General features: G+C 71.9%; 19 protein-coding genes. 9 read left to right on the top strand and 10 right to left on the bottom strand.

Annotation, left to right across the window (positions count from 1 at the left end; genetic code table 11):
* Positions 1 to 129: 129 nt before the first annotated feature.
* The 4 genes from ACZ4SA_RS25290 to yczE all read right to left on the bottom strand — a co-directional run bounded on the left by ACZ4SA_RS25290 (position 130) and on the right by yczE (position 3667).
* Positions 130 to 504, bottom strand: coding sequence for an RNA polymerase-binding protein RbpA (locus tag ACZ4SA_RS25290; protein WP_003959706.1), 375 nt, complete (start codon positions 502 to 504; stop codon positions 130 to 132).
* Positions 505 to 770: 266 nt separating this feature from the next.
* Complete coding sequence (locus ACZ4SA_RS25285) at positions 771 to 2147, bottom strand: MFS transporter (protein ID WP_468278559.1); 1377 nt, start codon at positions 2145 to 2147, stop codon at positions 771 to 773.
* A 39-nt stretch (positions 2148 to 2186) separates the two neighbouring features.
* Positions 2187 to 2951, bottom strand: coding sequence for a glycerophosphodiester phosphodiesterase family protein (locus ACZ4SA_RS25280; RefSeq protein ID WP_468278556.1), 765 nt, complete (start codon positions 2949 to 2951; stop codon positions 2187 to 2189).
* Positions 2948 to 3667, bottom strand: a complete 720-nt coding sequence (gene yczE, locus ACZ4SA_RS25275) for a membrane protein YczE (protein ID WP_468278667.1) — start codon at positions 3665 to 3667, stop codon at positions 2948 to 2950. The genes ACZ4SA_RS25280 and yczE overlap by 4 nt, the downstream gene beginning before the upstream one ends.
* Positions 3668 to 3697: 30 nt before the next feature.
* Here yczE and ACZ4SA_RS25270 point away from each other — a divergent pair, with 30 nt between their 5' ends.
* Entirely contained in the window at positions 3698 to 5197 is a 1500-nt protein-coding gene (locus ACZ4SA_RS25270) for an SCO1417 family PLP biosynthesis transcription factor (protein ID WP_468278553.1), read from the top strand.
* 151 nt (positions 5198 to 5348) lie between these two features.
* On the opposite strand, the gene ACZ4SA_RS25265 is transcribed toward ACZ4SA_RS25270, so the two are convergent.
* Together ACZ4SA_RS25265 and ACZ4SA_RS25260 are read right to left on the bottom strand one after the other, a co-directional pair.
* Entirely contained in the window at positions 5349 to 6965 is a 1617-nt protein-coding gene (locus ACZ4SA_RS25265) for an ATP-binding protein (protein ID WP_468278550.1), read from the bottom strand.
* A gap of 30 nt (positions 6966 to 6995) precedes the next feature.
* Entirely contained in the window at positions 6996 to 7190 is a 195-nt protein-coding gene (locus ACZ4SA_RS25260) for a hypothetical protein (RefSeq protein WP_005320068.1), read from the bottom strand.
* A 296-nt stretch (positions 7191 to 7486) separates the two neighbouring features.
* On the opposite strand from ACZ4SA_RS25260, the gene ACZ4SA_RS25255 reads away from it, so the two are divergent.
* The 6 genes from ACZ4SA_RS25255 to ACZ4SA_RS25230 all read left to right on the top strand — a co-directional run bounded on the left by ACZ4SA_RS25255 (position 7487) and on the right by ACZ4SA_RS25230 (position 16732).
* Positions 7487 to 7879, top strand: coding sequence for an ankyrin repeat domain-containing protein (locus ACZ4SA_RS25255; RefSeq protein WP_468278547.1), 393 nt, complete (start codon positions 7487 to 7489; stop codon positions 7877 to 7879).
* Between the two features lie 279 nt (positions 7880 to 8158).
* On the top strand, positions 8159 to 9577 hold the full coding sequence (locus ACZ4SA_RS25250; protein ID WP_468278544.1) for a HEAT repeat domain-containing protein: 1419 nt from the start codon (positions 8159 to 8161) through the stop codon (positions 9575 to 9577).
* Between the two features lie 294 nt (positions 9578 to 9871).
* On the top strand, positions 9872 to 10996 hold the full coding sequence (locus tag ACZ4SA_RS25245) for a glycosyltransferase family 4 protein (RefSeq protein ID WP_468278541.1): 1125 nt from the start codon (positions 9872 to 9874) through the stop codon (positions 10994 to 10996).
* Positions 10993 to 12159, top strand: a complete 1167-nt coding sequence (locus ACZ4SA_RS25240; RefSeq protein ID WP_468278539.1) for a glycosyltransferase — start codon at positions 10993 to 10995, stop codon at positions 12157 to 12159. The genes ACZ4SA_RS25245 and ACZ4SA_RS25240 overlap by 4 nt, the downstream gene beginning before the upstream one ends.
* Complete coding sequence (locus ACZ4SA_RS25235) at positions 12159 to 13115, top strand: SGNH/GDSL hydrolase family protein (RefSeq protein ID WP_468278536.1); 957 nt, start codon at positions 12159 to 12161, stop codon at positions 13113 to 13115. Before ACZ4SA_RS25240 ends, ACZ4SA_RS25235 begins: the two co-directional genes overlap by 1 nt.
* Entirely contained in the window at positions 13112 to 16732 is a 3621-nt protein-coding gene (locus ACZ4SA_RS25230; RefSeq protein ID WP_468278533.1) for a hydantoinase B/oxoprolinase family protein, read from the top strand. The genes ACZ4SA_RS25235 and ACZ4SA_RS25230 overlap by 4 nt, the downstream gene beginning before the upstream one ends.
* Positions 16733 to 16738: 6 nt before the next feature.
* Here the strand turns inward: ACZ4SA_RS25230 and ACZ4SA_RS25225 are convergent, their stop codons facing one another.
* From ACZ4SA_RS25225 to ACZ4SA_RS25210, 4 genes are all read right to left on the bottom strand, one after another.
* The gene (locus tag ACZ4SA_RS25225; protein ID WP_468278530.1) at positions 16739 to 17605 is read right to left on the bottom strand and encodes a 5-oxoprolinase subunit C family protein; all 867 of its coding nucleotides are present in this window, start codon (positions 17603 to 17605) and stop codon (positions 16739 to 16741) included.
* Positions 17602 to 18234 (bottom strand): 5-oxoprolinase subunit PxpB, encoded by a 633-nt coding sequence (gene pxpB / locus ACZ4SA_RS25220; RefSeq protein WP_468278527.1) that lies wholly within the window; start codon positions 18232 to 18234, stop codon positions 17602 to 17604. Before pxpB ends, ACZ4SA_RS25225 begins: the two co-directional genes overlap by 4 nt.
* The gene (locus ACZ4SA_RS25215) at positions 18231 to 18995 is read right to left on the bottom strand and encodes a LamB/YcsF family protein (protein WP_468278524.1); all 765 of its coding nucleotides are present in this window, start codon (positions 18993 to 18995) and stop codon (positions 18231 to 18233) included. Before ACZ4SA_RS25215 ends, pxpB begins: the two co-directional genes overlap by 4 nt.
* 93 nt (positions 18996 to 19088) lie before the next feature.
* Positions 19089 to 20366: an MFS transporter gene (locus tag ACZ4SA_RS25210; RefSeq protein WP_468278522.1), complete on the bottom strand. Its 1278-nt coding sequence runs from the start codon at positions 20364 to 20366 to the stop codon at positions 19089 to 19091.
* A gap of 161 nt (positions 20367 to 20527) precedes the next feature.
* Here ACZ4SA_RS25210 and ACZ4SA_RS25205 point away from each other — a divergent pair, with 161 nt between their 5' ends.
* Together ACZ4SA_RS25205 and ACZ4SA_RS25200 are read left to right on the top strand one after the other, a co-directional pair.
* Positions 20528 to 21229: a GntR family transcriptional regulator gene (locus tag ACZ4SA_RS25205; protein WP_468278519.1), complete on the top strand. Its 702-nt coding sequence runs from the start codon at positions 20528 to 20530 to the stop codon at positions 21227 to 21229.
* Between the two features lie 259 nt (positions 21230 to 21488).
* Complete coding sequence (locus ACZ4SA_RS25200) at positions 21489 to 23015, top strand: hypothetical protein (protein WP_468278516.1); 1527 nt, start codon at positions 21489 to 21491, stop codon at positions 23013 to 23015.
* The last annotated feature ends 153 nt before the right edge of the window (positions 23016 to 23168 follow it).

Genomic DNA, 23168 nt, shown 5'->3' with positions numbered 1-23168 from the left:
TCTTGTGGCTTTTTCTTTTGTTCTTTGCGCGTCCTTTGTTCCCCCCCCCCCCCCCCCCTCTCCCCCCCCCCCCCCCCCCCCCCCCCCCCCCCCCGGCTCTCGTCGTGCCTCGCTTCGCGCGCTTGCGCGCTACGCGGACTTCCGGCTGTCTCGCGGGTGCACCGCGATGTTCATGGCGCCGGAGCGAAGGACCGCCAGCCGCTCGGCCAGCACCTCCTCGAGCTCCTCGCGGGTGCGCCGCTCCATGAGCATGTCCCAGTGCGTGCGCGCCGGCTTGCCCTTCTTCTCTTCGGGGCCGTCCCCGTCAACGAGGAGTGCCTGGGCGCCGCACGCCTTGCACTCCCACTCCGGCGGAATCTCCGCCTCGACCGAGAACGGCATCTCAAAACGATGTCCGTTCTGGCATGCGTACTCCACCGCCTGGCGCGGGGCCAGGTCGATGCCGCGGTCCGTCTCGTAGCTGGTAACCACAAGTCGCGTGCCGCGGAGAGCTCGCTCACTCATGAATCGTGCCTCCCGGGCTTGTCGCCCACAGGACAGGTGTCGCTGTCGTCGTCATCCGGTCAACGTCCGGTCGGCGGTAAAGATTCCCGTTCCGGGTCATGCGTCGCCCGTCGTGCCGCTGCTTTGCCATTGGTTGGGGTACCCACCAGTGCCCGGTTTGTCACATCTGACCGAAAGTGTCACCCACTGATTTCACTATTCAAGCACGCAGTAACGGTCCGCCTGGCAAGCCAAAGGCGTACACTACCGGCGTTTCACTCAGGCGTCTAAATCCGCCTCGGGACCGGGTTCCCCGCGGCAGCCACCGCACGCCTCACCGGAACCCTCGCGAGCAGCACGAATCCCAGCACGAAGAAGATCACCAACGAGATGATCGCGTCCCGGTAGCTGCCCGTGATCTGATACGCCAGCCCGAAGACCAGCGGCCCCAGCCAGCTCAGGCCCCGGTCACTCATCTCGTACGCGGAGAAGTACTCCGCCTCCCTGCCCCGCGGCACCAGATGCGAGAACAGCGAGCGCGACAGCGCCTGGCTGCCGCCGAGGACAAGTCCGATGCCGGCCGCCAGGCAGTAGAACCACACCGGCTCGCCGGCGGGCAGGAAGTACCCCGCCGCCAGGATCAGCGTCCAGAGCGCGAGCGAGCCGAGGATCGTGCGCTTCGCCCCGTGGATACGGGCGAGCCGGCCCATCGCCAGCGCACCCGCCACGGCGAGCAACTGCACCAGCAGCACCGCGGTGATCAGGGTCGTCTGGTCCAGACCCAGCTCCTCGGAACCGTAGACGGAGGCCTGCGAGATGACCGTCTGCACTCCGTCGTTGTAGACGAGATAGGCCAGCAGGAACGACAGCGTCAGGGGATGGCGCCGCATGTCGCGCAGGGTTGCCATGAGCTGGTTCCACCCCGCCCCCACCGCGCCCTCGCCGGAAGGGGCGATCCGGCGGTCCCGCAGCCGCCGCAGCGGGATCAGGGTGAAGGCGCCCCACCACAGACCCGCGGAGGCGAGGCAGACGCGGACCGCGTCCGACTCCGAGAGGCCGAAGGAGTCGTGGCCCGAGTAGACGGCAAGGTTCAGCAGCAGCACCAGGGCGCCCGACGTGTAGCCGAACGCCCAGCCTCGCGAGGACACCGCGTCCCGCTCGTCCGGCTCCGCGATCTGCGGCAGATACGCGTTGTAGAGGGCCATCGAGACGGACAGCGACGCGTTCGCGACGATCAGCAGCAGCGCGCCCAGCAGATAACGGTCGCCGTCGAGGAGGAACATCCCCGTCGTTGCCGCCGCCCCCAGGTACGCCGCGGCGGCGAGCAGGGGCTTCTTACGGCCGGACCGGTCCGCCGCCGCCCCGGCGAGCGGCATGATCAGCACCGCGAGCACCACGGAGACCGACACCGCGTACGGGAAGACGGACCCGGCCCGCACGGGTATGCCCAGCGGATGGACAAAGCCTTCGGCGTCCGCCGCGGCCTTCGCCACCGACGTCAGATACGGCCCGAGGAACACCGTCAGAACGCTCGTCGAATAGACGGAGCACGCGAAGTCGTAGAAGTACCAACCACGTTGCTCGCGTCTTCGGGCGCCGGCGCCGGCGCCGGCGCCCTCGTCCTCGCCCGTGCCGCCAGTGCGGTCCGCGGTGTCGGCCGTCACCCCGCGCCCCCTCGCTCGTGCCGTCGCAGACGCGCCGGATCAGACCCACGCGCCCCGATCACTCAGCACGGTGCGCAATGTCTCCAGATGATCGGTCATGATGCCATCCACGCCAAGGTCCAGGAGCGCGGTCATTCGATCGGCGTCGTTCACCGTCCACACATGCACCTGCAGGCCCCGCGCATGGGCCGCCCGGACGAACCGCCGGTCCACCACACGGACACCGCCCTGCGTCTCCGGCACCTGCGCGCAGACCGCGCCGCCGCGCACCGCGGCCGGTATCCCGTACGACCCGAGCCGCAGGCCGAGAACGCCGCGCACCCCGTAGGAGGTCGCCAGCCGGGGGCCCGCCAGGCGCATCGCGCGCGCCACCCGCCCCTCGGAGAACGACCCGACGCACACCCGGTCCCAGCTGTCCGTCCGGCGGATCAGGTCCACGAGCGGCACCAGCGCGGACTCCGCCTTCAGGTCCACGTTCCACCGGGCCTCCGGGAACTCCTCCAGCAGCTCCTCGAACAGCGACAGCGGCTCCCGGCCCGCCACCCTCGCCTTCTGTACCTCGCTCCACGGCAGCGCCCCGATACGCCCCCGTGCGTCGGTCACCCGGTCCAGCGTCGTGTCGTGGAACGCCACCAGCCCACCGTCGGCCGTCGTGTGCACATCGGTCTCGAAGTAGCGGTAACCGGCATCGGCGGCACGCCGGAAGGCTGCAGCCGTGTTCTCGATGCCGTCGGCCGCTCCGCCGCGGTGGGCGAAGGCGAGCGTCGAGGGGTGGTCCAAGTACGGGTGGCGTATGCGGGTCACAGTCGCAGTATCGCCTGTTCGGGTGACCCCGAGGCCACCACGGTGCTGCGCTTTTCTCTCTCCGGGATGGCGAACAGTCGCAGGAACAGCTGTGCCAGCGGCCCGATCGCCAGCGCATACGCCACCGTCCCCACGCCCACCGCACCGCCGAGTACGAACCCGGTCGCCACGACGGCCACCTCGATCGCCGTACGCACCAGGCGGATCGACCGGCCCGTGAGGCGGTGCACACCGGTCATCAGGCCGTCCCGGGGCCCGGGGCCGAAGCGCGCCGCGATGTACAGGCCCGTCGCCACACCGTTGAGCACGATGCCCGCGACCATCAGCGGGATCTGCCCCGCGAGCCCTCGGACCTCCGGCACCAGTGCCAGTGTGGTGTCCATCGCGATACCGATGGCGAACACATTGGACACGGTGCCGAGCCCCGGCCGCTGCCTGATCGGAATCCAGAGCAGCAGCACCACGGCGCCCACGACGATCGACACCACGCCGATCGTCAGCCCGGTCAGCTCGGCCAGACCCTGATGCAGCACCCCCCATGGCTCGAGCCCCAGCCCCGCGCGCACCAGGAGCGCGGAGCTCACCCCGTACAGCGCGAGGCCGACGTACAGCTGCAGCAGCCGACGAATGAGATGCGCGGACACGATGGCGCCCCCTGTCTGGTGGTAGTGGACTGATGCATGCCACTCTGTGGCTATGGAACAATCGGCAACCATGGCCAATTTGGGGAAGGTGGACCGATTTAGATGACACATTGGACCTCTGCGGTGGGCGCGGCCCAACTCGCCCGTCAGCTCACCTCGCAGCAGCCGCGCCCCGCCGGCCCCGGCACCCGCAAGCCGCCCGCCTACCGGGCGCTCGCCGACGGCATCCGGCTGCTCGTCCTCGAAGGCCGCGTGCCGGTCGCGGCGCGACTGCCCGCCGAACGTGAACTCGCGCTCTCACTCGCCGTCAGCCGCACCACCGTCGCCGCCGCGTACGAGGCACTCCGCTCCGAAGGCTTCCTCGAGTCCCGCCGCGGCGCCGGCAGCTGGACCGCCGTACCCGCGGGCAACCCCCTGCCCGCACGCGGCCTCGAACCCCTGCCCCCCGAGTCGCTCGGCTCCATGATCGACCTGGGCTGCGCGGCACTGCCGGCACCGGAACCGTGGCTCACCCGGTCCGTCCAGGGCGCACTCGAGGAACTGTCGCCGTACGCCCACACCCACGGCGACTACCCGGCCGGGCTGCCCGCCCTGCGCCAGATGCTCGCCGACCGCTACACGGAGCGCGGCATCCCGACCATGCCGGAACAGATCATGGTCACCACCGGCGCGATGGGCGCGATCGACGCGATCTGTCACCTCTTCGCCGGCCGCGGCGAGCGCATCGCTGTCGAATCCCCCTCGTACGCCAACATCCTCCAGCTGATGCGCGAAGCAGGCGCACGGCTCGTGCCCGTCGCGATGGCCGAAGGTCTGACCGGCTGGGACCTCAACCGCTGGCGCCAGGTACTGCGCGACTCCGCGCCCCGTCTCGCGTACGTCGTCGCCGACTTCCACAACCCCACCGGCGCGCTCGCGGACGAGTCCCAGCGTCGCGCCCTCGTGGAGGCGGCCCGCTCGGCCGGCACGGTCCTCGTCGTCGACGAGACCATGTCCGAGCTGCACCTGGACGCCGACATCGAAATGCCCCGCCCCGTCTGCGCCTTCGACCCCGCGGGCTCCACCGTCCTGACCGTCGGCTCCGCCAGCAAGGCCTTCTGGGCGGGCATGCGGATCGGCTGGGTCCGCGCGGCCCCCGACGTCATCCGCTCCCTCGTCGCCGCCCGCGCCTACGCCGACCTCGGCACGCCCGTCCTGGAGCAGCTGGCGATCAACTGGCTGATGCGGACGGGCGGTTGGAAGGAGGCCGTCGCCGTCCGCCGCGACCAGGCGCGCGAGAACCGCGACGCGCTCGTCGCGGCGGTGCGCAGGGAACTGCCGACCTGGGAGTTCGACGTTCCCAGTGGCGGCCTCACCCTGTGGGTCCGCACAGGAGGCCTCTCCGGCTCCCGCCTCGCGGAGGTCGGCGAGCGCGTGGGCGTCCGCGTGCCGTCGGGTCCGCGCTTCGGTGTTGACGGCGCGTTCGAGGGCTATGTGCGGCTGCCGTTCACGGTGGGCGGCCCGGTGGCGGAAGAGGCGGCAACCCGCCTGGCGGCGGCGGCCCACCTCGTCACCACGGGCGCCTCGACGGGCACGGAGACGCCGCGCACGTTCGTGGCGTAGCCGATTCCGGGGCGCCCCCGTCGTGCTTGGCCCGGTCCGGGAGTGCGGCGTTTCCGGGGGTGCCCCTGCCTGGTGGAGACGGTGCCGGAGACACCCACGAGGCCCGGCACGGGAGTGTCAACTCCTCAGCCGGGCCTCGGCCGAACGCGGGTCAGCCGGTCCCGCCCAGCGGAATCGTCGGCGGGCCGAGCGGTTTCGCCGGGATGCCGGCGGGGGCCGGAGCGGGGGCCGACCCCGGCCTCGCCTCCCCGGCGTCCGTCGCGGCCGGGTCCGGCGGCAGGAGCGCCAGGACGGCCCGGCGGTGCGCCTCCGTCGTCGCGTCGTCGAACGGGTCCGGTGTGGCGGGCACTTGGAGGCGCACGACCGGTCCCGTACCGAGCCGTGCGTACCCCCGCCCGGGCGGCACGTCGGTCGTCGGCGTGGTACGGGGTGCCTCCCCGAGCACGGCCTCGACCTCGGGGAAACCGGCCGGGCCGAGCGTCACCCGGGCCCGGGTGTGCGTGCGTACCGCCTCGGTGAGCGCGCCGACGCTGTCGAACTGCTCGGCGACGACCACCATGACGTGCGCCGCCCGCCCGTGCCTCAGCGGCACGGAGAGCAGCTCCTGCGGGTCCATGTGCCCGTCGGCGGCGGCAAGGTGTCCGAAGACGCTGGGCCGGTCCATGAGGATCCACAGGGGCCGCTTGGTGTCCTCGGGCGTGGGCTGCCCCGCCTGCCGGGCGCGGTTGGCGGCGATGAGCCGCCGCTCGGTCTCGTGCGCGGCCCACTCGAGGCTGGCGAGTGCGCCGGCCAGTCCGCACTCGACGGCGAGTACGCCGGTGCGCCCGGTGAGGCAGGCGTATTCACCGGTTCCGCTGCCCTCCACGATCAGTACGTCCCCGTGCTGCAGCGCCTGCAGGGCGATGGAGCGCAGGAGGGTCGTGGTGCCGCTGCCGGGCTCGCCGACGACCAGCAGATGCGGCTCGGTGGAGCGCGGTCCGGTGCGCCAGACGACCGGGGGCGCCTGGCTGATCTCGTCACCTCTGACCACCGGCACCGTGCGCTGGACCGCGTCGGCGTCGGTGAAGCCCAGCACGGTCTCACCGGGGACGGTGACGAAGCGCTGGGCGGCGATGGCGGTGGACAGGGCGGGCAGCACGCTCATGACGAGCTGGTTGCCTTCCTCGTCCCAGGTGAAGAGGTACTCCCGCCCGCGCCCGGACTTCGCGTGCAGCAACTGCTCGATCCGTGCCCGGGCGGTCGTCTCGCCGTCGGTGAAGTAGGCGGGGTACTTGACGCGGAGCCGGGTGAGCCGGCCGCTGTCGTCGAACTCGTACTCGGTGAAGGCCTTGTTCCACTCCCCGCCGTGGGCGAAAAGCGGAGCCGGGTCCTCGGCGATGGAGAAGTACGGGACCAGCGCTTCGTAGAGCGCCTGCAGCCGGCCCGCCTCCGCCTCGTCGGGGCCCGTCCTGACGGGCACCCTGACCCGCCCCTGCCAGGCGGCCGCGGCCATCACCGTGATCAGGGCGAGCAGCGGCCCGTACGGGATGAGCGCGACCACCAGGACGCATGCGGCGACGAAGAACAGGGCGGGACCGCGCCGCTCTTTGGGAGTGCCGGCCCACTTCTGCCGTGCCATGGCGGCCAGCTTCCGCAGACCACGGGAGACCGTGATCAGTGGATGGAGGACGTCTGTGGCGCTGTCGGCGGCCGTGCGCGCGATCGTTCGGCTGCGGGCGATCTGCGCGCTGCCGCTGCTCAGAATGCGGGGGAGTGGACGCCGGGCCACATCGTCTCCTCGGGCTGAAGGGGCAGGCGGTCAGAACTTGATCCCGCCCAGAAGCCCGGCCAGGCTCGTCGTGCCTGCCTGGATGCTGGGGGCGATCGCGGTGCCCGCGAGGAAGAAGCCGAAGAGCGCGGAGACGAGCGCGTGCGAGGCCTTCAGGCCGTCCTTCCTGAAGAAGAGGAAGACGATGATGCCGAGGAGCACGACGCCGGACATGGACAGAATCATGAGAGTTCTCCTGGGTGAGGGGACAGTCACCTTGAGTTGTTCCAGACTCACAGGAAGTATCTATGCGATAAAAGGTGCATATGGGTGAATTTTTCGGTATTTCACTGCACTGGCGGACGGCCGGTCGTTGCGCAGAGGGCAGAGGGCGGGACCGCAGGGCACAGTGCCCCCGCGACCTGATCCTTTGCCGCCGACGCACCGCGTCATGTCGGCGGCCGGGCAGTACCCTGTCGATTCACTCGTACGGCTGCTCCTGCCGTGCACCCCAGGTCAAGTGGTGAAAGGTGGTACATCCCATGAGCGAGGTCCCCGACTCCGAGGTGATCGAACTCGCGACCAAGGTCTTCGACCTGGCGCGTCAGGGGGAGACCGACGCTCTTGCCGCGTACGTCGACGCGGGCGTCCCGGCCGACCTGACCAATGACAAGGGCGACACGCTCGTGATGCTCGCCGCCTACCACGGCCACGCAGACGCAGTGGAGGCGCTCCTGGCGCGCGGCGGGGAGCCGAACCGGGCCAACGACCGCGGCCAGACACCTCTCGCCGGCGCGGTCTTCAAGGGCGAGGACGTCGTTGTCCGAGCTCTCCTCGCCGGAGGCGCCGACCCGCAGGCAGGCACCCCGTCCGCGGCGGATACCGCGCGGATGTTCGGGAAGACGGAACTTCTGGAGCTGTTCGAAGGCCGCTGAGCGCTCTGAGGGCAGCGCCCGGGCAGCAAGGAAGAGGTCGCCGCGGGGAGGCGCCGTAAATGTGGTCGCGGTGGCGAAATGGGTGGGTCATCATGACGTCAGCCCCATCCCGGACGACATCAACCGGGAGTTTCCCCTGGGGCCACCGAAGAGAGGCAGAGGAAGATGCTCTACACCAAGCGGAAGACGCGTATGACGACGGGCGGCCCTGCATGCTGCTGCGCGGCCTAGGCACTCCACTTCCCGGTCGCGTCGACAGCTTGATGTGAGGCAGTTTCCATGTTCGATCCAGTCATAGCGCCGAGCGGCACCCTGCTCGGCCTGCTGCAGAGGGGTCGCGGCGACGGCACGCTGCACGCGCTCGCCGCCCCGCGGGCCGAAGCGCTGGCCGCCCTCAACCACTGCGTGCTCAACGACCCCCGCCACGACTGGCAGGTCGAGAACCGCTCCCTCTACTACGCACGCCTCTACCTCGATCTCCACGGCAGCCTCGAGGAGATCGAACGGCATCTGTGCGACGCCGACGACCACCTTGACACGGACGAGTGCCGGACCGGCCTCGCCCTGGCGGTGCTCGGGCATCTCGCCTCCTACGGCAGGGGCGACGCGCTCGCTCTGCTGCGCCGGTACGCGACGCACGGCGCCAACTGGGCCTGGGCGCTCGACGAGCTCGCCCTGCGGGACGACGACGCGGGCCTGCGCGCACTGGCCGCCCCGATCCTCGCCAGATTTCCCGCCACCCCGGAAGGCGAGGCCGAGCTGGCCGCAGCCGTACGCGACTCCTTCGAGCCGCGCCCCTGGCGACTGTGGGCGGAGGACGGACGCGAAGCGGTCGGCGCCAGGATCAGGGCCGCCCAGGAGGCGGGCTCCTTCGACCGCTGGCAGCGCCAGATGCGCCCCTCCGGGCCCCGGCCCGGCTGGAGCGTCCAGGCGGTCCTCGACTGGGCCGACCAGGGCCTGGAGCGCGGCAGCGCCCTGCACGTTCCGGCGGCCCGCTGCCTGACCGCGGTGGCGGGACCGGAGGACCGGCCCGCCATCGTCGAGGCCGCCCGCACCGGATCCGACGGCGCACGCTCAGCGGCCCTGCACTACCTCGCCGAGTCGCGCGACCCCGTCGTCCTCGACCTGATCGAGACCGCGGTGACCTCCGGTTCCGGGACCGCCGCCGACGCGGCGGTCGCCGCGTTCGAGCGGATGTGCGGCGAGCCGGCCGTCGACCGGGCACGCAGTTGGGTGCACCGCCCCGACGCCCTCGGAGCCTCCGCGGCCGGCGTACTCGCCTGCCGCGGCGGAGCCGGCGACGCGCAGCTGGTGCTCGGCGCTCTCCGCGAGACCGTACGTGCGGACGGACCCGACGCTCCTCTTTTGTGGACCCTCGTCGACGGAGCGGGCCGCCTCGGCATCGAGTGCGCCGCCCCTGTCCTGCGCCATGTCTACCGGGAGACGGCCTCCTCGCATCTGCGGGGCCGCGCCGCCCGGGCGCTCGCCGCCACCGACCCGTCCTTCGCCACCGGCTTCGCCGTCGAATGCCTGTGGGACTGCGAGGAAACCACGAGAGAAGTCGCCGCTCTGCACGCCGAGACCGGTGATGTGCGCGTCGCCGAGCGGCTGCGCCGGCTCGCCGCCGACCCGGCGGAGGAGGCCGAGGTGCAGACCGCCGTGCGGAGCCGTATCGGCCCGGACAGGCCGGGGCTGTGATCGCCGGGTCCCGCCGGGTGCCCTGAAGTGGCGGGCGCCTTGAAGCGGCGGGCGCCCGGAGGAAACGGGCCTGGAGGGATGGGCCCGGAGGGGGTCCGTCGACGGCCTCAGAGGGCGTGGCGGACCCCCTCCGGGCGGGCGGACGCCCCGAAGGGCGGTTGCGGACGTTCAGCGGTGATTGAGGGCGGTTGACGACAGTCGGCGGCCGGCCCGGCCACAAACGCTCACGGGACGTTCCGCATACGGAAAGATCCACGTTGGCGCAGCCACTCCCGGCCCGACGACAACACGGGTATGCGTGTCGTCATCGTCACCGAATCCTTTCCGCCAGACGTCAATGGTGTGGCGCACTGCGCCCAGCAGACCGCCCGGCATCTCGCCGCCCGCGGTCATGAACCGCTCGTCATCGCCCCGGCCGTGGCCGGGACCGATACCTTCGACGCCGACGCCCCCTGCCCGGTGGTGCGCGTTCCCTCACTGCCTCTGCCCGGCTATCCGCAGGTACGCGTCGCTCTGCCCAGCCGCAGGGTCGCGGCCGCGATCGCCGCGCACCGCGCCGATCTCGTCCACCTCGCCAGCCCCTTCGTGCTCGGGGTCCGCGGCATGGCGGCCGCGGCACGGCTGGGGCTGCCGGCCGTCGCCGTCTACCAGACCGATCTGGCCGGATATGCCCGTACGTACGTCGGAGCGGGTGAAGGTGCCGCCTGGCGGCGTATCCGGGCCGTGCACAGCGCCGCAGACCGGACGCTCGCTCCCTCCAGGGCAGCGAGGCGCGACCTCGAGGAACACGGCGTCGAGCGGGTGCGGCTGTGGCCGCGCGGGGTCGAGACCACTCGCTTCCGGCCGGAGCTGCGCGACGAGCAACTGCGGCGGACGCTGGCCCCCGGCGGCGAGCTGATCGTCGGATACGTCGGCCGGCTCGCCCCCGAGAAACACGTCGAACTGCTCGCCGGGGTCTGCGAGATGCCCGGCGTGCGCGTGGTCGTCGTCGGTGACGGCCCCAGCGAGACGTCGCTGCGCGCCGCCCTGCCCGGCGCCGTGTTCCTCGGCCGCAGGACCGGCGACGACCTCGCCCGGATCTTCGCCTCCCTGGACGTCTTCGCCCACACCGGCCCCTACGAGACGTTCTGTCAGACCGTGCAGGAAGCCATGGCCAGCGGCCTGCCGGTGATCGCCCCCGCTGCCGGCGGGCCGCTCGACCTCGTCGACCACGGCCGCACGGGACTGCTGGTGGAGCCCCACAGCGCCGACGCCGTACGGGCAGCGGTCGCCGCACTCGCCGGCGATCCTGCACTGCGGACCGCCTACGGACGGGCCGGGCTCGCCGCCGTCGACGGACGGACCTGGGCCGCGGTCGGCGACATGCTGTTGGACCATTACGCGGATGTACTCGGCACGCGCACGGCGGTGGCGGCATGAGCGGGGAGCGCGGGCTGCGCATCGTACGGCTGGCGAACTTCGTCACCCCCTCCTCCGGCGGGCTGCGCACCGCGCTCGCGGAACTCGGCCGCGGCTATCTGGCCGCGGGCCACGAGCCTGTGCTCGTCGTCCCGGGCGACGCCGGGAGCGACCGGATCACCGACCAGGGGCGCGTCATCACCCTGCCCGGCCCCGAGATCACCGGCACGGGCGGATACCGGGTGCTGGCCGGCCGGCGACGGCTGCGGGAAGTGCTGGACGAGCTGGCACCCGACCGGCTAGAGGTCTCCGACCGCACCACCTTGCGCTGGACCGGGGAGTGGGCGCGGCGCAGGCGCATCCCGTCGGTGATGGTCTCTCATGAGACCGCCGACGGGGTGCTGCGGACCTGGGGGCTCTCGGAGGCGGTCGCCGCCCGCACCGCGGACCGGCTCAACCGGCGCAGCGCCTGGGCCTATTCGCGGATCGTGTGCACGACGGAGTGGGCGGAGCGCGAGTTCGTACGCATCGGGGCGCGCAATGTCGTGCGGGCCCCGCTCGGCGTCGACCTCCGGCGCTGCCGGCCGGGCCGTCGGAGCACGGTGCTGCGCGCGCGGTACGCGGCCGGAGCGGACGTACTCCTGCTGCTCTGCTCCCGCCTGTCGGTGGAGAAGCGTCCCGGAACCGCCCTGGACGCGCTCGCCGCACTGCGCGCACGCGGTCTGCGGGCGTCGCTGGTCGTCGCCGGCGACGGCCCGCTGAAGGGGGCGCTCGTGCGCAGAGCGCGTGCGGAACGGCTGCCCGTGCAGTTCCTCGGCCACCTCCCCGACCGGGAGGCGGTCGCCGACCTGCAGGCGGCGGCCGACGTGGGCCTGGCACCCGGTCCGGCGGAGACCTTCGGGCTCTCCGCTCTCGAAGCGCTGGCCTGCGGCACGCCGGTCGTGGTCAGCGCCTCTTCTGCGCTGCCGGAGGTGGTGGGCGACGCGGGCGTGGTGGCGGCCGACACGGGAGCGGACTTCGCCGTCGGCGTCCTCGACGTGCTCTCCCGCCCGGAGGACGCACGCCGCGAAGCGGCGAGGGCACGCGCCGAACTCTTCGACTGGCAGCGGTCGGTGGCCGCGTTCCTGGCCGCCCACGAAGCCCTGCCGGTCGCCGGCCGCGCACCCGAGCCGGGAGGCCGCTGATGCCGGCACCCGAAGCCACCGCGGAGGTGCGTGCCGCAGACGAACCGGGAGCGAGACGCACCCCGACGCTCCCCTCAGGCGAGCCCCGGCCGGTGCGTTTCGCCGCCCTCGGTGACTCGCTCACCGCCGGGGTCGGCGATCCTGTCGACGGCGCCTGGCGGGGGTGGGCCGCGCTGCTCGCCGACGGGGTCGGTGGCGGGGACGCACCGGTCGTCTTCCGTAATTTCGCCGTCAGCGGCGCCCTCAGTAAGGACGTCGCCGAGATCCAGGCACCGGCGGCTCTCGCGTTCGCGCCCGACATCGCATCCGTCGTGGTCGGGGTGAACGACACGCTGCGCCGCACGTTCGACATAGCCGACCTCGCCCACCGCCTCGACGGCATCTGCTCCGGGCTCGCCGGGCACGGGACCGTACTGCTGACGGCGTGCCTGCCCGACCCCGGCGCTATGCTGGGGCTGCCCGCACCGCTCGCGCGGCCGCTGGCCCGGCGGCAGCGGGCCGTCAACGCCGTCGTCCATGTGCTGTCCGACCGTTACGACACCGTCCATCTGCACGCCGCCGACGCGGCCTGGGTGCGGGACCGGGCCATGTGGAGTGCCGACCGCCTGCACCCGGGGGAGCGCGGGCACCGCATGCTCGCCCGGCGCTTCCACGAGCTGCTCGCCGCTCGCGGCCTGACCCACGGCGACGCGCCCGCCGCCGAGCCCGACCAGGCCCCCCCGACGCCTGTCGGCGCGCTGTTGTGGCTGGCCACGGCGGGCACCGGCTGGGTAGCGCGACGCTGTACGGACCTGCTGCCGCAGCTGCTGCGCCTCGCGGGCGACGAGGTGCACCACTGGGCCCGTGGCACCAGCGCGCGCCTGGACCGGGGAGCGGAGCTGGCCCTGGCTGCCGCGCTCGCGGCCGTGTCGCCGACCGTTCCCGGTGCCCGGATCGGGGCAAGAATGGGGGAATGACCGGGCGCTGGGAGTTCTGGATCGACCGTGGCGGCACGTTCACCGACATCGTGGGCAGACGCCCCGACGGGCGGCTCGTGACCCGCAAGCTCCTCTCGCACAACCCCGGGCGCTACCGCGACGCCGCCGTCGCCGGCATCAGGCTGCTGCTGGGCACGGCCGCGGACCAGCCCGTACCGGCCGACCTGGTCGCTTCGGTCAAAATGGGCACGACCGTCGCCACCAATGCCCTTCTGGAGCGGCGCGGTGAGCCGACCGTGCTCGTGGTCACCGAAGGCTTCCGCGACTCCCTGCGCATCGCCTACCAGAACCGGCCCCGGCTCTTCGACCGCCACATCGTGCTGCCGGAGGCCGTGTACGACCGGGTGATCGAGGTCCCCGAACGCCTCGACGCCCAGGGCGAGGTCGTACGGCCCCTGGACCTGGCGGCCGTGGCCGAGCGGCTGGAAGGCCTACGCGCGGACGGCATTTCGAGCGCCGCCGTCGTCCTGATGCACGGCTACCGCTACCCGGACCACGAGCGGCGCATCGCCGAGACGGCACGCGCACTGGGCTTCACCCAGGTCAGCTGCTCCCACGAGGTGAGCCCGCTGATCAAGCTGGTGCCCCGCGGTGACACCACCGTGGTGGACGCCTACCTCTCCCCGATCCTCAAGCGGTACGTCGACGAGGTCGCCACCGAACTCGCCGGTATCCGCCTGATGTTCATGCAGTCCAACGGCGGCTTGCGCGAGGCCACCCACTTCCGCGGCAAGGACGCCGTGCTGTCCGGCCCGGCCGGCGGTGTCGTCGGAATGGCCCGCACCTCCCGCCGGGCCGGCTTCGAGAGGGTCATCGGTTTCGACATGGGCGGCACGTCCACCGACGTCTCGCACTATGCGGGCGAGTTCGAGCGCGAACTCGGCACCCAGGTGGCGGGTGTCCGGATGCGCGCGCCGATGATGAGCATCCACACCGTCGCCGCCGGCGGGGGCTCCGTGCTCCACTTCGACGGGCGCCGCTACCGCGTCGGACCCGACTCCGCGGGCGCCGTGCCCGGTCCCGCCTGCTACCGGCGCGGCGGCCCGCTCACCGTCACCGACGCCAATGTGATGCTCGGCCGGATCCAGCCCGCCCACTTCCCGGCCGTGTTCGGCCCGGACGGCAACGAATCCCTGGACGAGCGCACCGTACGCGAACGTTTCGCCGAACTGGCCGAAGAGGTCACCCGGGAGAGCGGGAAGCGGCGCACACCCGAACAAGTGGCTGCCGGGTTCCTGGAGATCGCCGTCCTGAACATGGCGAACGCCGTCAAGAAGATCTCCGTCCAGCGCGGCCACGACGTCACCCGCTATGCGCTCACGTCGTTCGGCGGCGCCGGCGGTCAGCACGCCTGTGCCGTGGCCGACGCCCTCGCCGTCGACACCGTGGTCGTGCCGCCCCTCGCGGGCGTACTGTCCGCGTACGGAATCGGCCTCGCCGACGCGACCGCCATGCGCGAGCATTCCGTGGAGGCCGAACTCGACGAGCGGAGCGTCGTCCGGGTCCGCGCCCTCTGCGGCGAGCTGGCCTCACGCACCCGCTCCGAGCTGCGCGCCGACGCCGTCCCCGACGCCGCGATCACCACGCGCGCGAGGGTGCTACTGCGCTACGCGGGCACCGACGCGAGCCTTCCCGTACCGCTGGACTCCGCCCCCGCCATGCGCGAGGCCTTCGAGTCGGCCCACCACGCCCGTTACGCCTTCACCATGGACAAGCCGGTCGTCGTGGAGGCGGTGTCCGTCGAGGCGGTGGGCACCGCGGGCGACCACGATGCCGCCGTCGCAGAGGAGCCGGGCACGTCGGCCGGGCCGGGGCCGCTCGACCGCGTGCCGATGTTCGTCGATGGACAGCGGCAGGAGGTGCCGCTGTACCGGCGCGGTGATCTGCGGCCCGGCCACGAGGTGCCCGGCCCCGCGATCGTCGCGGAGGCCGACGCGACCACCGTCGTGGACCCCGGCTGGCAGGCCACGGCGAGCGCGGCAGGGCACCTGCTGGTCACACGGGTACGGCCCAGGCCCACCAGGGTGGCCGTCGGCACCGACGTCGACCCGGTGCTGCTGGAGGTGTTCAACAACCTCTTCATGTCCATCGCCGAGCAGATGGGCGTGCGGCTGGAGAACACCGCCCACTCCGTCAACATCAAGGAACGCCTCGACTTCTCCTGCGCCCTCTTCGACGCGGACGGCAATCTGATCGCCAACGCGCCCCATATCCCCGTCCATTTGGGCTCCATGGGCGAGTCCATCAAGGAAGTACTGCGCCGCCGCCGTGACGAGGGCGAGCTGCGGCCGGGTGACGTCTACGCGGTCAACGACCCCTACCACGGCGGCACGCACCTGCCCGACGTCACCGTCGTGACCCCGGTCTTCGAAGGCGGCGAACTGCGCTTCCTCGTCGCCTCGCGTGGCCACCACGCCGAGATCGGTGGCATCACCCCCGGCTCCATGCCCGCGTTCAGCACCGACATCGAGGAGGAAGGCGTCCTCTTCGACAACTGGCTGCTCGTACGGGACGGGCGGCTGCGCGAGGACGAGACCCGTCGGCTGCTCATCGGCGCCCGGTACCCGTCCCGCGCCCCTGACACCAACATCGCCGACCTGAAGGCGCAGATCGCGGCCAACGAGAAGGGGATCGCCGAACTGCGACGCATGGTCGACCAGTTCGGTCTCGACGTCGTCCAGGCCTATATGCGGCACGTCCGCGACAACGCCGAGGAGTCGGTGCGCCGTATCGTCGCAACCCTGGGCGACGGGGAGTGCCGGTACGAGACCGACAGCGGCGCGGTCATCCAAGTGGCCGTGCGGGTGGACCGCGAACGGCGCGGAGCGGTCATCGACTTCACCGGCACCTCGCCCCAGCAGCCCGGCAATGCCAACGCACCCACTTCTGTGGTGATGGCCGCCGTGCTCTACACGTTCAGAACCCTCGTGGCCGACGACATCCCCCTCAACAGCGGCTGCCTGGCGCCCTTGGAGGTGCGAGTGCCGGAGGGCTCGATGCTCGCGCCCTTGCACCCGGCGGCCACGGTCGCGGGCAACGTCGAGACCTCGCAGGCCGTCACGGGCGCGCTGTACGCGGCCCTCGGGGTGCAGGCCGAGGGCTCGGGGACGATGAACAACGTGACGTTCGGCAACGACCGCGTGCAGTACTACGAGACCGTGGCGAGTGGTTCCGGCGCCGGTGACGGTTTCGACGGCGCGGACGCTGTGCAGACCCATATGACCAACTCGCGCCTCACCGACCCCGAGGTGCTCGAGTGGCGCTATCCGGTCCGCGTCGACTCGTTCGCCGTACGCGCGGGCAGCGGTGGCGCCGGACGGTGGCACGGCGGCTGCGGCGTCGTACGGCGGATCCGCTTCCTGGAACCTATGACGGTGGCGCTGCTGACCAGTCACCGGCGCATCGCGCCGTACGGGATGGCGGGCGGCGCGCCGGGTGCGCTGGGCGAGAACGGGGTGGAGCGGGCGGACGGCAGCGTGGTCCGCCTCGACGGTGTGGACTCCGTCAATGTCGGGCCAGGCGACGTACTGGTCGTGATCACGCCGGGGGGCGGTGGATACGGCATGCCGGTGAGCGACGGCCACGGCACGCCGTAGCCGTGATCAGCGAACCGTCACGAAACGCACCGCGGTCCCGGGCACGGCCTGTGCCGCCGCGGGCAGATCACGCCCGTCGACGACGCCCACCACGGGGTAGCCCCCGGTGGTGGGATGGTCGGCGAGGAAGACGACCGGGCGGCCGTCCGGCGGCACCTGCACCGCGCCGAGCACCATGCCCTCGCTCGGCAGCTCCCTCGTGACCGCACGCTCGAGCGGCGGGCCGTCGGTGCGCAGCCCGATGCGGTTGCTCGCCGACGACACCCGGAAGGCACCGCGGGCGAGGGTGCGCAGCGCGGCGTCCGTGAACCAGTCGTCGCGGGGGCCGAGCCGTACGCGCAGCACCAGCTCGGCCGGGGGAGCGGGCCAGGGCACCTGGACGTCCACCCGGGCCGGCGGACCTGCCGGGGCCCCGAGTGGCAGCACCGCACCGGCCGACAGGGGGGCGGGCCCGAGCCCCGACAGCAGATCGGTGGAGCGGCTGCCCAGTACAGGATCGACGGTGACGCCGCCGGCGAAGGCCACGTAACCGCGCACGCCCCGTACGGCGGAACCCACCTCCAGGACCGCCCAGGCCGGGACACGCAGCGGCGCGCCCCAGGGAGCGGGCCTGCCGTCGATGGTGACCCCGCCGTGCGCCCCGCCGACGGCAACGGTCACGGCACAACGCGGCCGCACGGCACAGCCGTCGAGCGTCGTCTCCAGGACCGCGGCGCCCTCAGGGTTGCCGACCAAGCGGTTGACGAGCCGGGCGGCGGGCATGTCGAGTGCGCCCGAACGCGGCACCCCGAGGTGCGCGTGCCCAGGACGCCCCGCGTCCTGCACCGTGGTCAGCGCCCCGGGCCGTATCACCGCGAGTGCGAGATCGGTCATCGGCCCTCCGGGACGAACCGGACCCGGGTCCCCGGCGACAGCAGCGCCGCGGGCTCCCTCGCCGCGTCCCACAGCACGGCGTCCGTGGTGCCGACCAGCTGCCAGCCGCCGGGAGACGAGCGCGGATAGACACCTGTGTACGGGCCGGCCAGCGCGAGGGAGCCCGCGGGCACGGCGGTACGGGGCGTGGACCTGCGCGGAACGGCGTAGCGCTGCGGCAGCCCGGTCAGATAGCCGAAACCCGGCGCGAACCCGCAGAAGGCGACCCGGTACTCGAGCGACGAGTGGATCCGTACGGCCTCGTCCGCGGTCACCTGCCACAGGGCCGCCACCTCCGCCAGGTCGGGCCCGTCGTAACGGACCGGGATCTCGACGAAATTGTCCGCATGCGCGGCGAGCGGCGGGACCTCCCACGCCGCGATCTCCTGTGCGAAGCGCCGCGGATCGTCGAGCCCGTCCAGGAGGACGGTCCGCGCGGCGGGCACGATCTCGTCGACGCGCGGCAGGACACCGGCGGCGCGCCGGCGCAGCAACTCGGCGTGGAGCGCGCCCGCCTCCTCGCCGTCCCCGGTCTCGACGAGCAGCGCCCGCTCGCCCACCGGCAGGATCCTCCGGGCAGGGCCGCTCATACGAAGGCCGCCACGCGCACGCCCACGCCCTCCAGGTGCTCGCGCACCTTGCGTGCCAGCGCCACCGCGCCCGGGGTGTCCCCGTGCAGGCACAGCGAGCGGGCCCGCACCGCGACCGGGCGTCCGCACCGGGAGCTGACGACCCCGAAGCGGGCCATGCTCACGGACCGTTCGACGACCGCGGCCGGGTCGCTGATCACCGCACCGCTCTCGGCGCGCGGCACGAGCGTGCCCTGCGCGGTGTACGCGCGGTCGGCGAACGCCTCGGTGATCGCCGGAAGTCCGGCCTTCTCCGCCATGACGTGCAGCTGTGAGCCCGGCAGGCCGAGCAAGGGCAGCCGCTCGCCCGACAACAGCACACCGTCGACGACCGCCGCCGCCTGCTCCTCGTCGTGCACGGCGCGGTTGTAGAGCGCGCCGTGGGGCTTGACGTACGAGACACGGGAGCCCGCCGCTCGCGCGAAGACGGCAAGTGCGCCGATCTGGTAGGCGGTCTCGGCGGCCAGTTCGTCGGGCGGGACGTCCATGGAGCGCCGTCCGAATCCCGCCAGATCGCGGTAGGAGACCTGGGCACCGATCCGCACGCCGCGCTCGGCCGCGAGGTCGCAGACGCGGCGCATGGTTGCCGCGTCCCCGGCGTGGAAGCCGCAGGCGACGTTGGCGCTGGTGACGACGGACAGAAGTTGCTCGTCGTCGGTCAGCCGCCAGTTGCCGAAGCCCTCGCCGAGGTCGGCGTTGAGATCGATGGACGCCCAGGTCACCGCAGTACCTCCAAGTTCCTTGCTGATTCCGTCCCTTGCGGAGTCCGGCTCGTGTGGATCGGTCCCGTGCGGAATCCTCCCGTGCGGGCCCGGTCAGAGAAGTTCGCGGTCGCGCGTCTCCGGCAGGCCGAGCAGAGCCAGCACGGCGAGACCGTAGCCGAGTGCGCCGAGGACGAGCGCGCCGCCCACTCCCCAACTGTCGGACAGGAAACCGACGAGGGTGGGCAGGAAGGCGCCCACCGCACGGCCGCTGTTGTACGTGAAGCCCTGCCCGGTGCCGCGCACGGCCGTCGGGTACAGCTCGCTGAGGAAGGAGCCGAACCCGCTGAAGATGGCCGACATGCAGAAGCCGAGCGGGAAGCCGAGGACGAGCAGCAGGCTGTTCGCCCCCGACGGGATGTTGGTGTAGGCGAGGATCCCGATGCCCGACAGGACGGCGAAGAGCGCGATGTTCTTCTTCCGGCCGATTCTGTCCGTGAGATAGCCGCCGGTCAGATACCCGATGAAGGCACCGGATATGAGGAACGTCAGGTACCCGCCGGTGCCGACGACCGTGAGTCCGCGCTCGGTCTTCAGATACGTGGGGACCCAGGTCGCGAGGGTGTAGTAGCCGCCCTGGACGCCGGTGGACAGCAGGGTGGCGAACAGTGTGGTGCGCAGTAGGTCCTTCTTGAAGATCGTGGTGAACGACCCGCGCTCGGTGCTGGTGCGGCGCTGCTCGGCGGCCCCGGGGGCGTCGCTCACATTGCGGCGCACGTACACCACCAGCAGGGCGGGCAGTGCGCCCGTCCAGAACATCACGCGCCACGCGGTGTCGGCGTCGAGGAACTGGAAGACCAGCGTGTAGACGATCACCGCGAGTGCCCATCCGGCCGCCCACGCGCTCTGCACGGCCCCGAGGGTGCGTCCGCGGTGCTTGGCGGTGGCGTACTCGGCGACCAGGATCGCGCCGACCGCCCACTCCCCGCCGAAGCCGAGCCCCTGCAGCGCACGGAAGACCAGCAGCGTCTCGTAGTTGGGTGCGAAGCCGCACAGCACGGTGAAGACGGCGTATGTGATCACCGTGATCATCAGTGCCTTCACCCGGCCGATGCGGTCCGCGAGGATCCCGGCGAGCGCACCGCCGATGGCCGAGACGACCAGGGTGACGGTGGTGAGAAGTCCGGTCTGTCCGTTGTCGAGGCTGAAGTAGGCGGAGATCGCCACCATGCTCAGCGGCAGGGTGAAGTAGTCGTACGAGTCGAGTGCGTAGCCGCCGAACGCGCCGCCGAACGCGCGGCGGCCACGCGGCCCGAGAGCGCGCAGCCACGCGAACGCGCCGGTGTCCTGGGGGAGTTCGTCGTACCTCTGCTGTGCCTGGGTCGTGCTCATCTGCACCTCGCTGAGGGGAGGAGGAGCTTTCCGGAGTGTGCGGTCCCGTCAAGGTAGAGGATTGTTGAACGATCCGACAAGAGTCGTGTCTACACGTTCCTGCTTCTACGATGGAGTTCGCACCGCCGGCGCAGACGTCCGGCGCCGGAGAGAGGGGCGTTGTGGGGACGACGGAGCCCAGGGCCGGGGGGCTGGCCGACGACCGTCCGCTGCTGGGGCGCACCAGCACGGCCGAACGGGTCGCGGACATCTTGCGCACCCGCATCGCCGAGGGCTACTTTCCGCCCGGCGAGCGGCTGTCGGAGGACAGCATCGGCAAGGCCCTCGGCGTCTCGCGCAACACACTGCGAGAGGCGTTCCGGCTGCTCACCCACGAGCGGCTGCTCGTCCACGAACTCAACCGCGGCGTCTTCGTGCGCATGCTCGCCGTCCAGGACGTCGAGGACATCTACCGCACCAGGCAACTCGTCGAATGCGCCGTGGTGGAACGGCTGGGTGAACCGCCGTACGCACTGGACAAAATGGACGCCGCGGTCGCCGGAGGGGAACGCGCCGCACACGGGCGGGACTGGAAGGGCGTCTCCACGGCCAACATCCACTTCCACCGCGAACTCGTCGCCCTCGCCGGCAGTGCACGGACCGACGAGCTGATGCGCAGCGTCCTCGCCGAGCTGCGCCTCGCCTTCCACGTCGTGGACGACCCGCAACAGCTGCACCATCCCTACCTCGTCCGCAACCGGGAGATCCTCGAGACGCTGCGCGCGGGCAGGCGCAGCGAGGCGCGACAGCTCCTGGACACGTACCTGGACGACTCCCGCGCGCAACTGGTCAGCAGGTACGCGACGCTCCTGCCGGACGCCTAGGGCGTGTTTCGAAAGTAGCGTCGTCCGCCCGCAGGGCGGGGCCCGCGGCGTCTGGTGCGTGCAATCGCAAGGCGGAGGATCATCCTCGTACTGGACGTACCTGGATGACTCCGACAACGCAGCGAGTGTGCGTGCCAGGCGTCGCGGGCCAGGCGGGACTTTCGAAACACGCCCTAGGGGGCCGGCACGCGCACCTGCGCGATGGGGGTGCTCTGCGCCGTTTCGACCGTTGTCGGTGCGAGGACCTAATCTGTGCACCGTGACTTCGCCAGCCTCGACGGACCTCGTTCCGCCCCAGCTCAGCGCGGGGCCGCGACCCGCGCAGGGTCCGGCCGCCGACGAAGGGCTCGCGCGGCGGCTCCGTGCGCTCGCGTGCACCGCGCCGCTGCACGATCTCGACGTCCGCAAGGCGAATCTCGCAGGGGAGTACTCGGTCTACGCCATGGCCGAGGTCGCCCTCGCCGCGATCGACCTCGTCACTCTCAACATGGACTTCGACACCGGCGCCGACCACGACCAGATAGTGGGGCGCCTCCTCCCGCGGGTGGCCGCCCAGGCACCACGGCGGCCCGTGGCCGAGCACGAGCGCGTGGCGCGCTGGGTGCTGGAGAACCTGATCAACGTCGGCAGCGTGGACCGCGGCTTTCGTGCCGTCTACGGCACGTTCGGCACCGACGGCGTCTACACCCGCCGCGACTACGACTTCAAGCTCATCGAGGAAGTGCCCGGCCACGGCGGCGCCGTCTATCTGCGCACCACCGACGAAGCGGTCAACGTCCTGGTCGGCGCGCTCGACACCGACGTCACGAGCGCCCAGATCGCGGCCGAGGTCAAGCTGGAGGTCCTCATCAGCCGCGGCCGTCTCGCGGACGCGCAACTTGCCGCCGAACAGGCCCGCTACCGGACCGTGCAGTACTCGGAGGTACTCCGCAGGACGCTCGAGGCCACGAGACGCAACGTCCGGGCCGTGGACTGGCTGAACGAGGTCCCGGACATGATCGCCGAAGCCCTCGACCACGTCGCCGACCGTTACCGCCACGAGAACGCGATCCTCACCAATATCCGCAAGGCCCGTGACGAAGCCGAGGACCCCGAGCACAAGCGCCGCGCCGCCGAGCTCGTCGACATAGTCAAGGACTGCATCCGCCGTCACACCCAGCTCCAGTCCCGCCTCCTGGAGGCCGGCCCACTGTTCCGTGCGGAACAGGACCGCCAGGCCTTCGCCCGGCCCACCGCCCGGACCGGGCTCGACCTGTACGGACAACTGGTGGCCCCGGTGCTGCCGCTGCCCGTCGAGTCGGCGATCCGCGTCACGGACGCCTTCTTCGCACGCGGGACCGGTCTGCGTACGCCGCCCTCCGTCCGCGTCGGTGACCTCGTCGACCTGCTGCTCACCCCGCCGATGGAGCGCGCGCACCTCGGTGCGGAGATGCCGGAGCCCGACCTGATCGCCACCCCCGACGACAGCCGCTTCAGCGAGGAGCAGCTCGCGAGCGCCATGGAGCTCCTGGACCTGGAGCACGACGCGCCGCGCCGCCTCTCCGGCCTGCTGGTGGAGGCACGCCGCCGGGACCCCGAGCTCCCGTATCTGGTGGCGTTGCTGGCCGTCCACGCGGCCAGCCCTCCGGTCGGCACCGCGTACCGCCAGGGCGAGCAGCGCCTGCTGTTCGCCGTCGATGACGGAACGCAGCTGGACGACCCGGAATTCGGCGGCGCGGACCTCATCGTGGGCACGGCGCTGCTGGACGCGGTGGGCATGGCGGCGGCGCGTGCGGAGGGAGCGTGACGTCTCCCTGCGCGGGGGCTGCGCGTCCGGGGTATCTGATGTCTCCCCGCCCGGGGGCTGCGCGCCCGGGGTAGGGGAACGGCCCGGCCCCACTGCACGCGCCGCCACCCCATCCACCCTCGACGACCCACTCACCCCCACCACAACCACCCA

It is taken from the genome of Streptomyces sp. NPDC027962 (genome assembly GCF_055566095.1).
The sequence above is the reverse complement of the archived record's forward strand: the minus strand, read 5'-3'. Positions and strand labels throughout refer to the sequence as shown.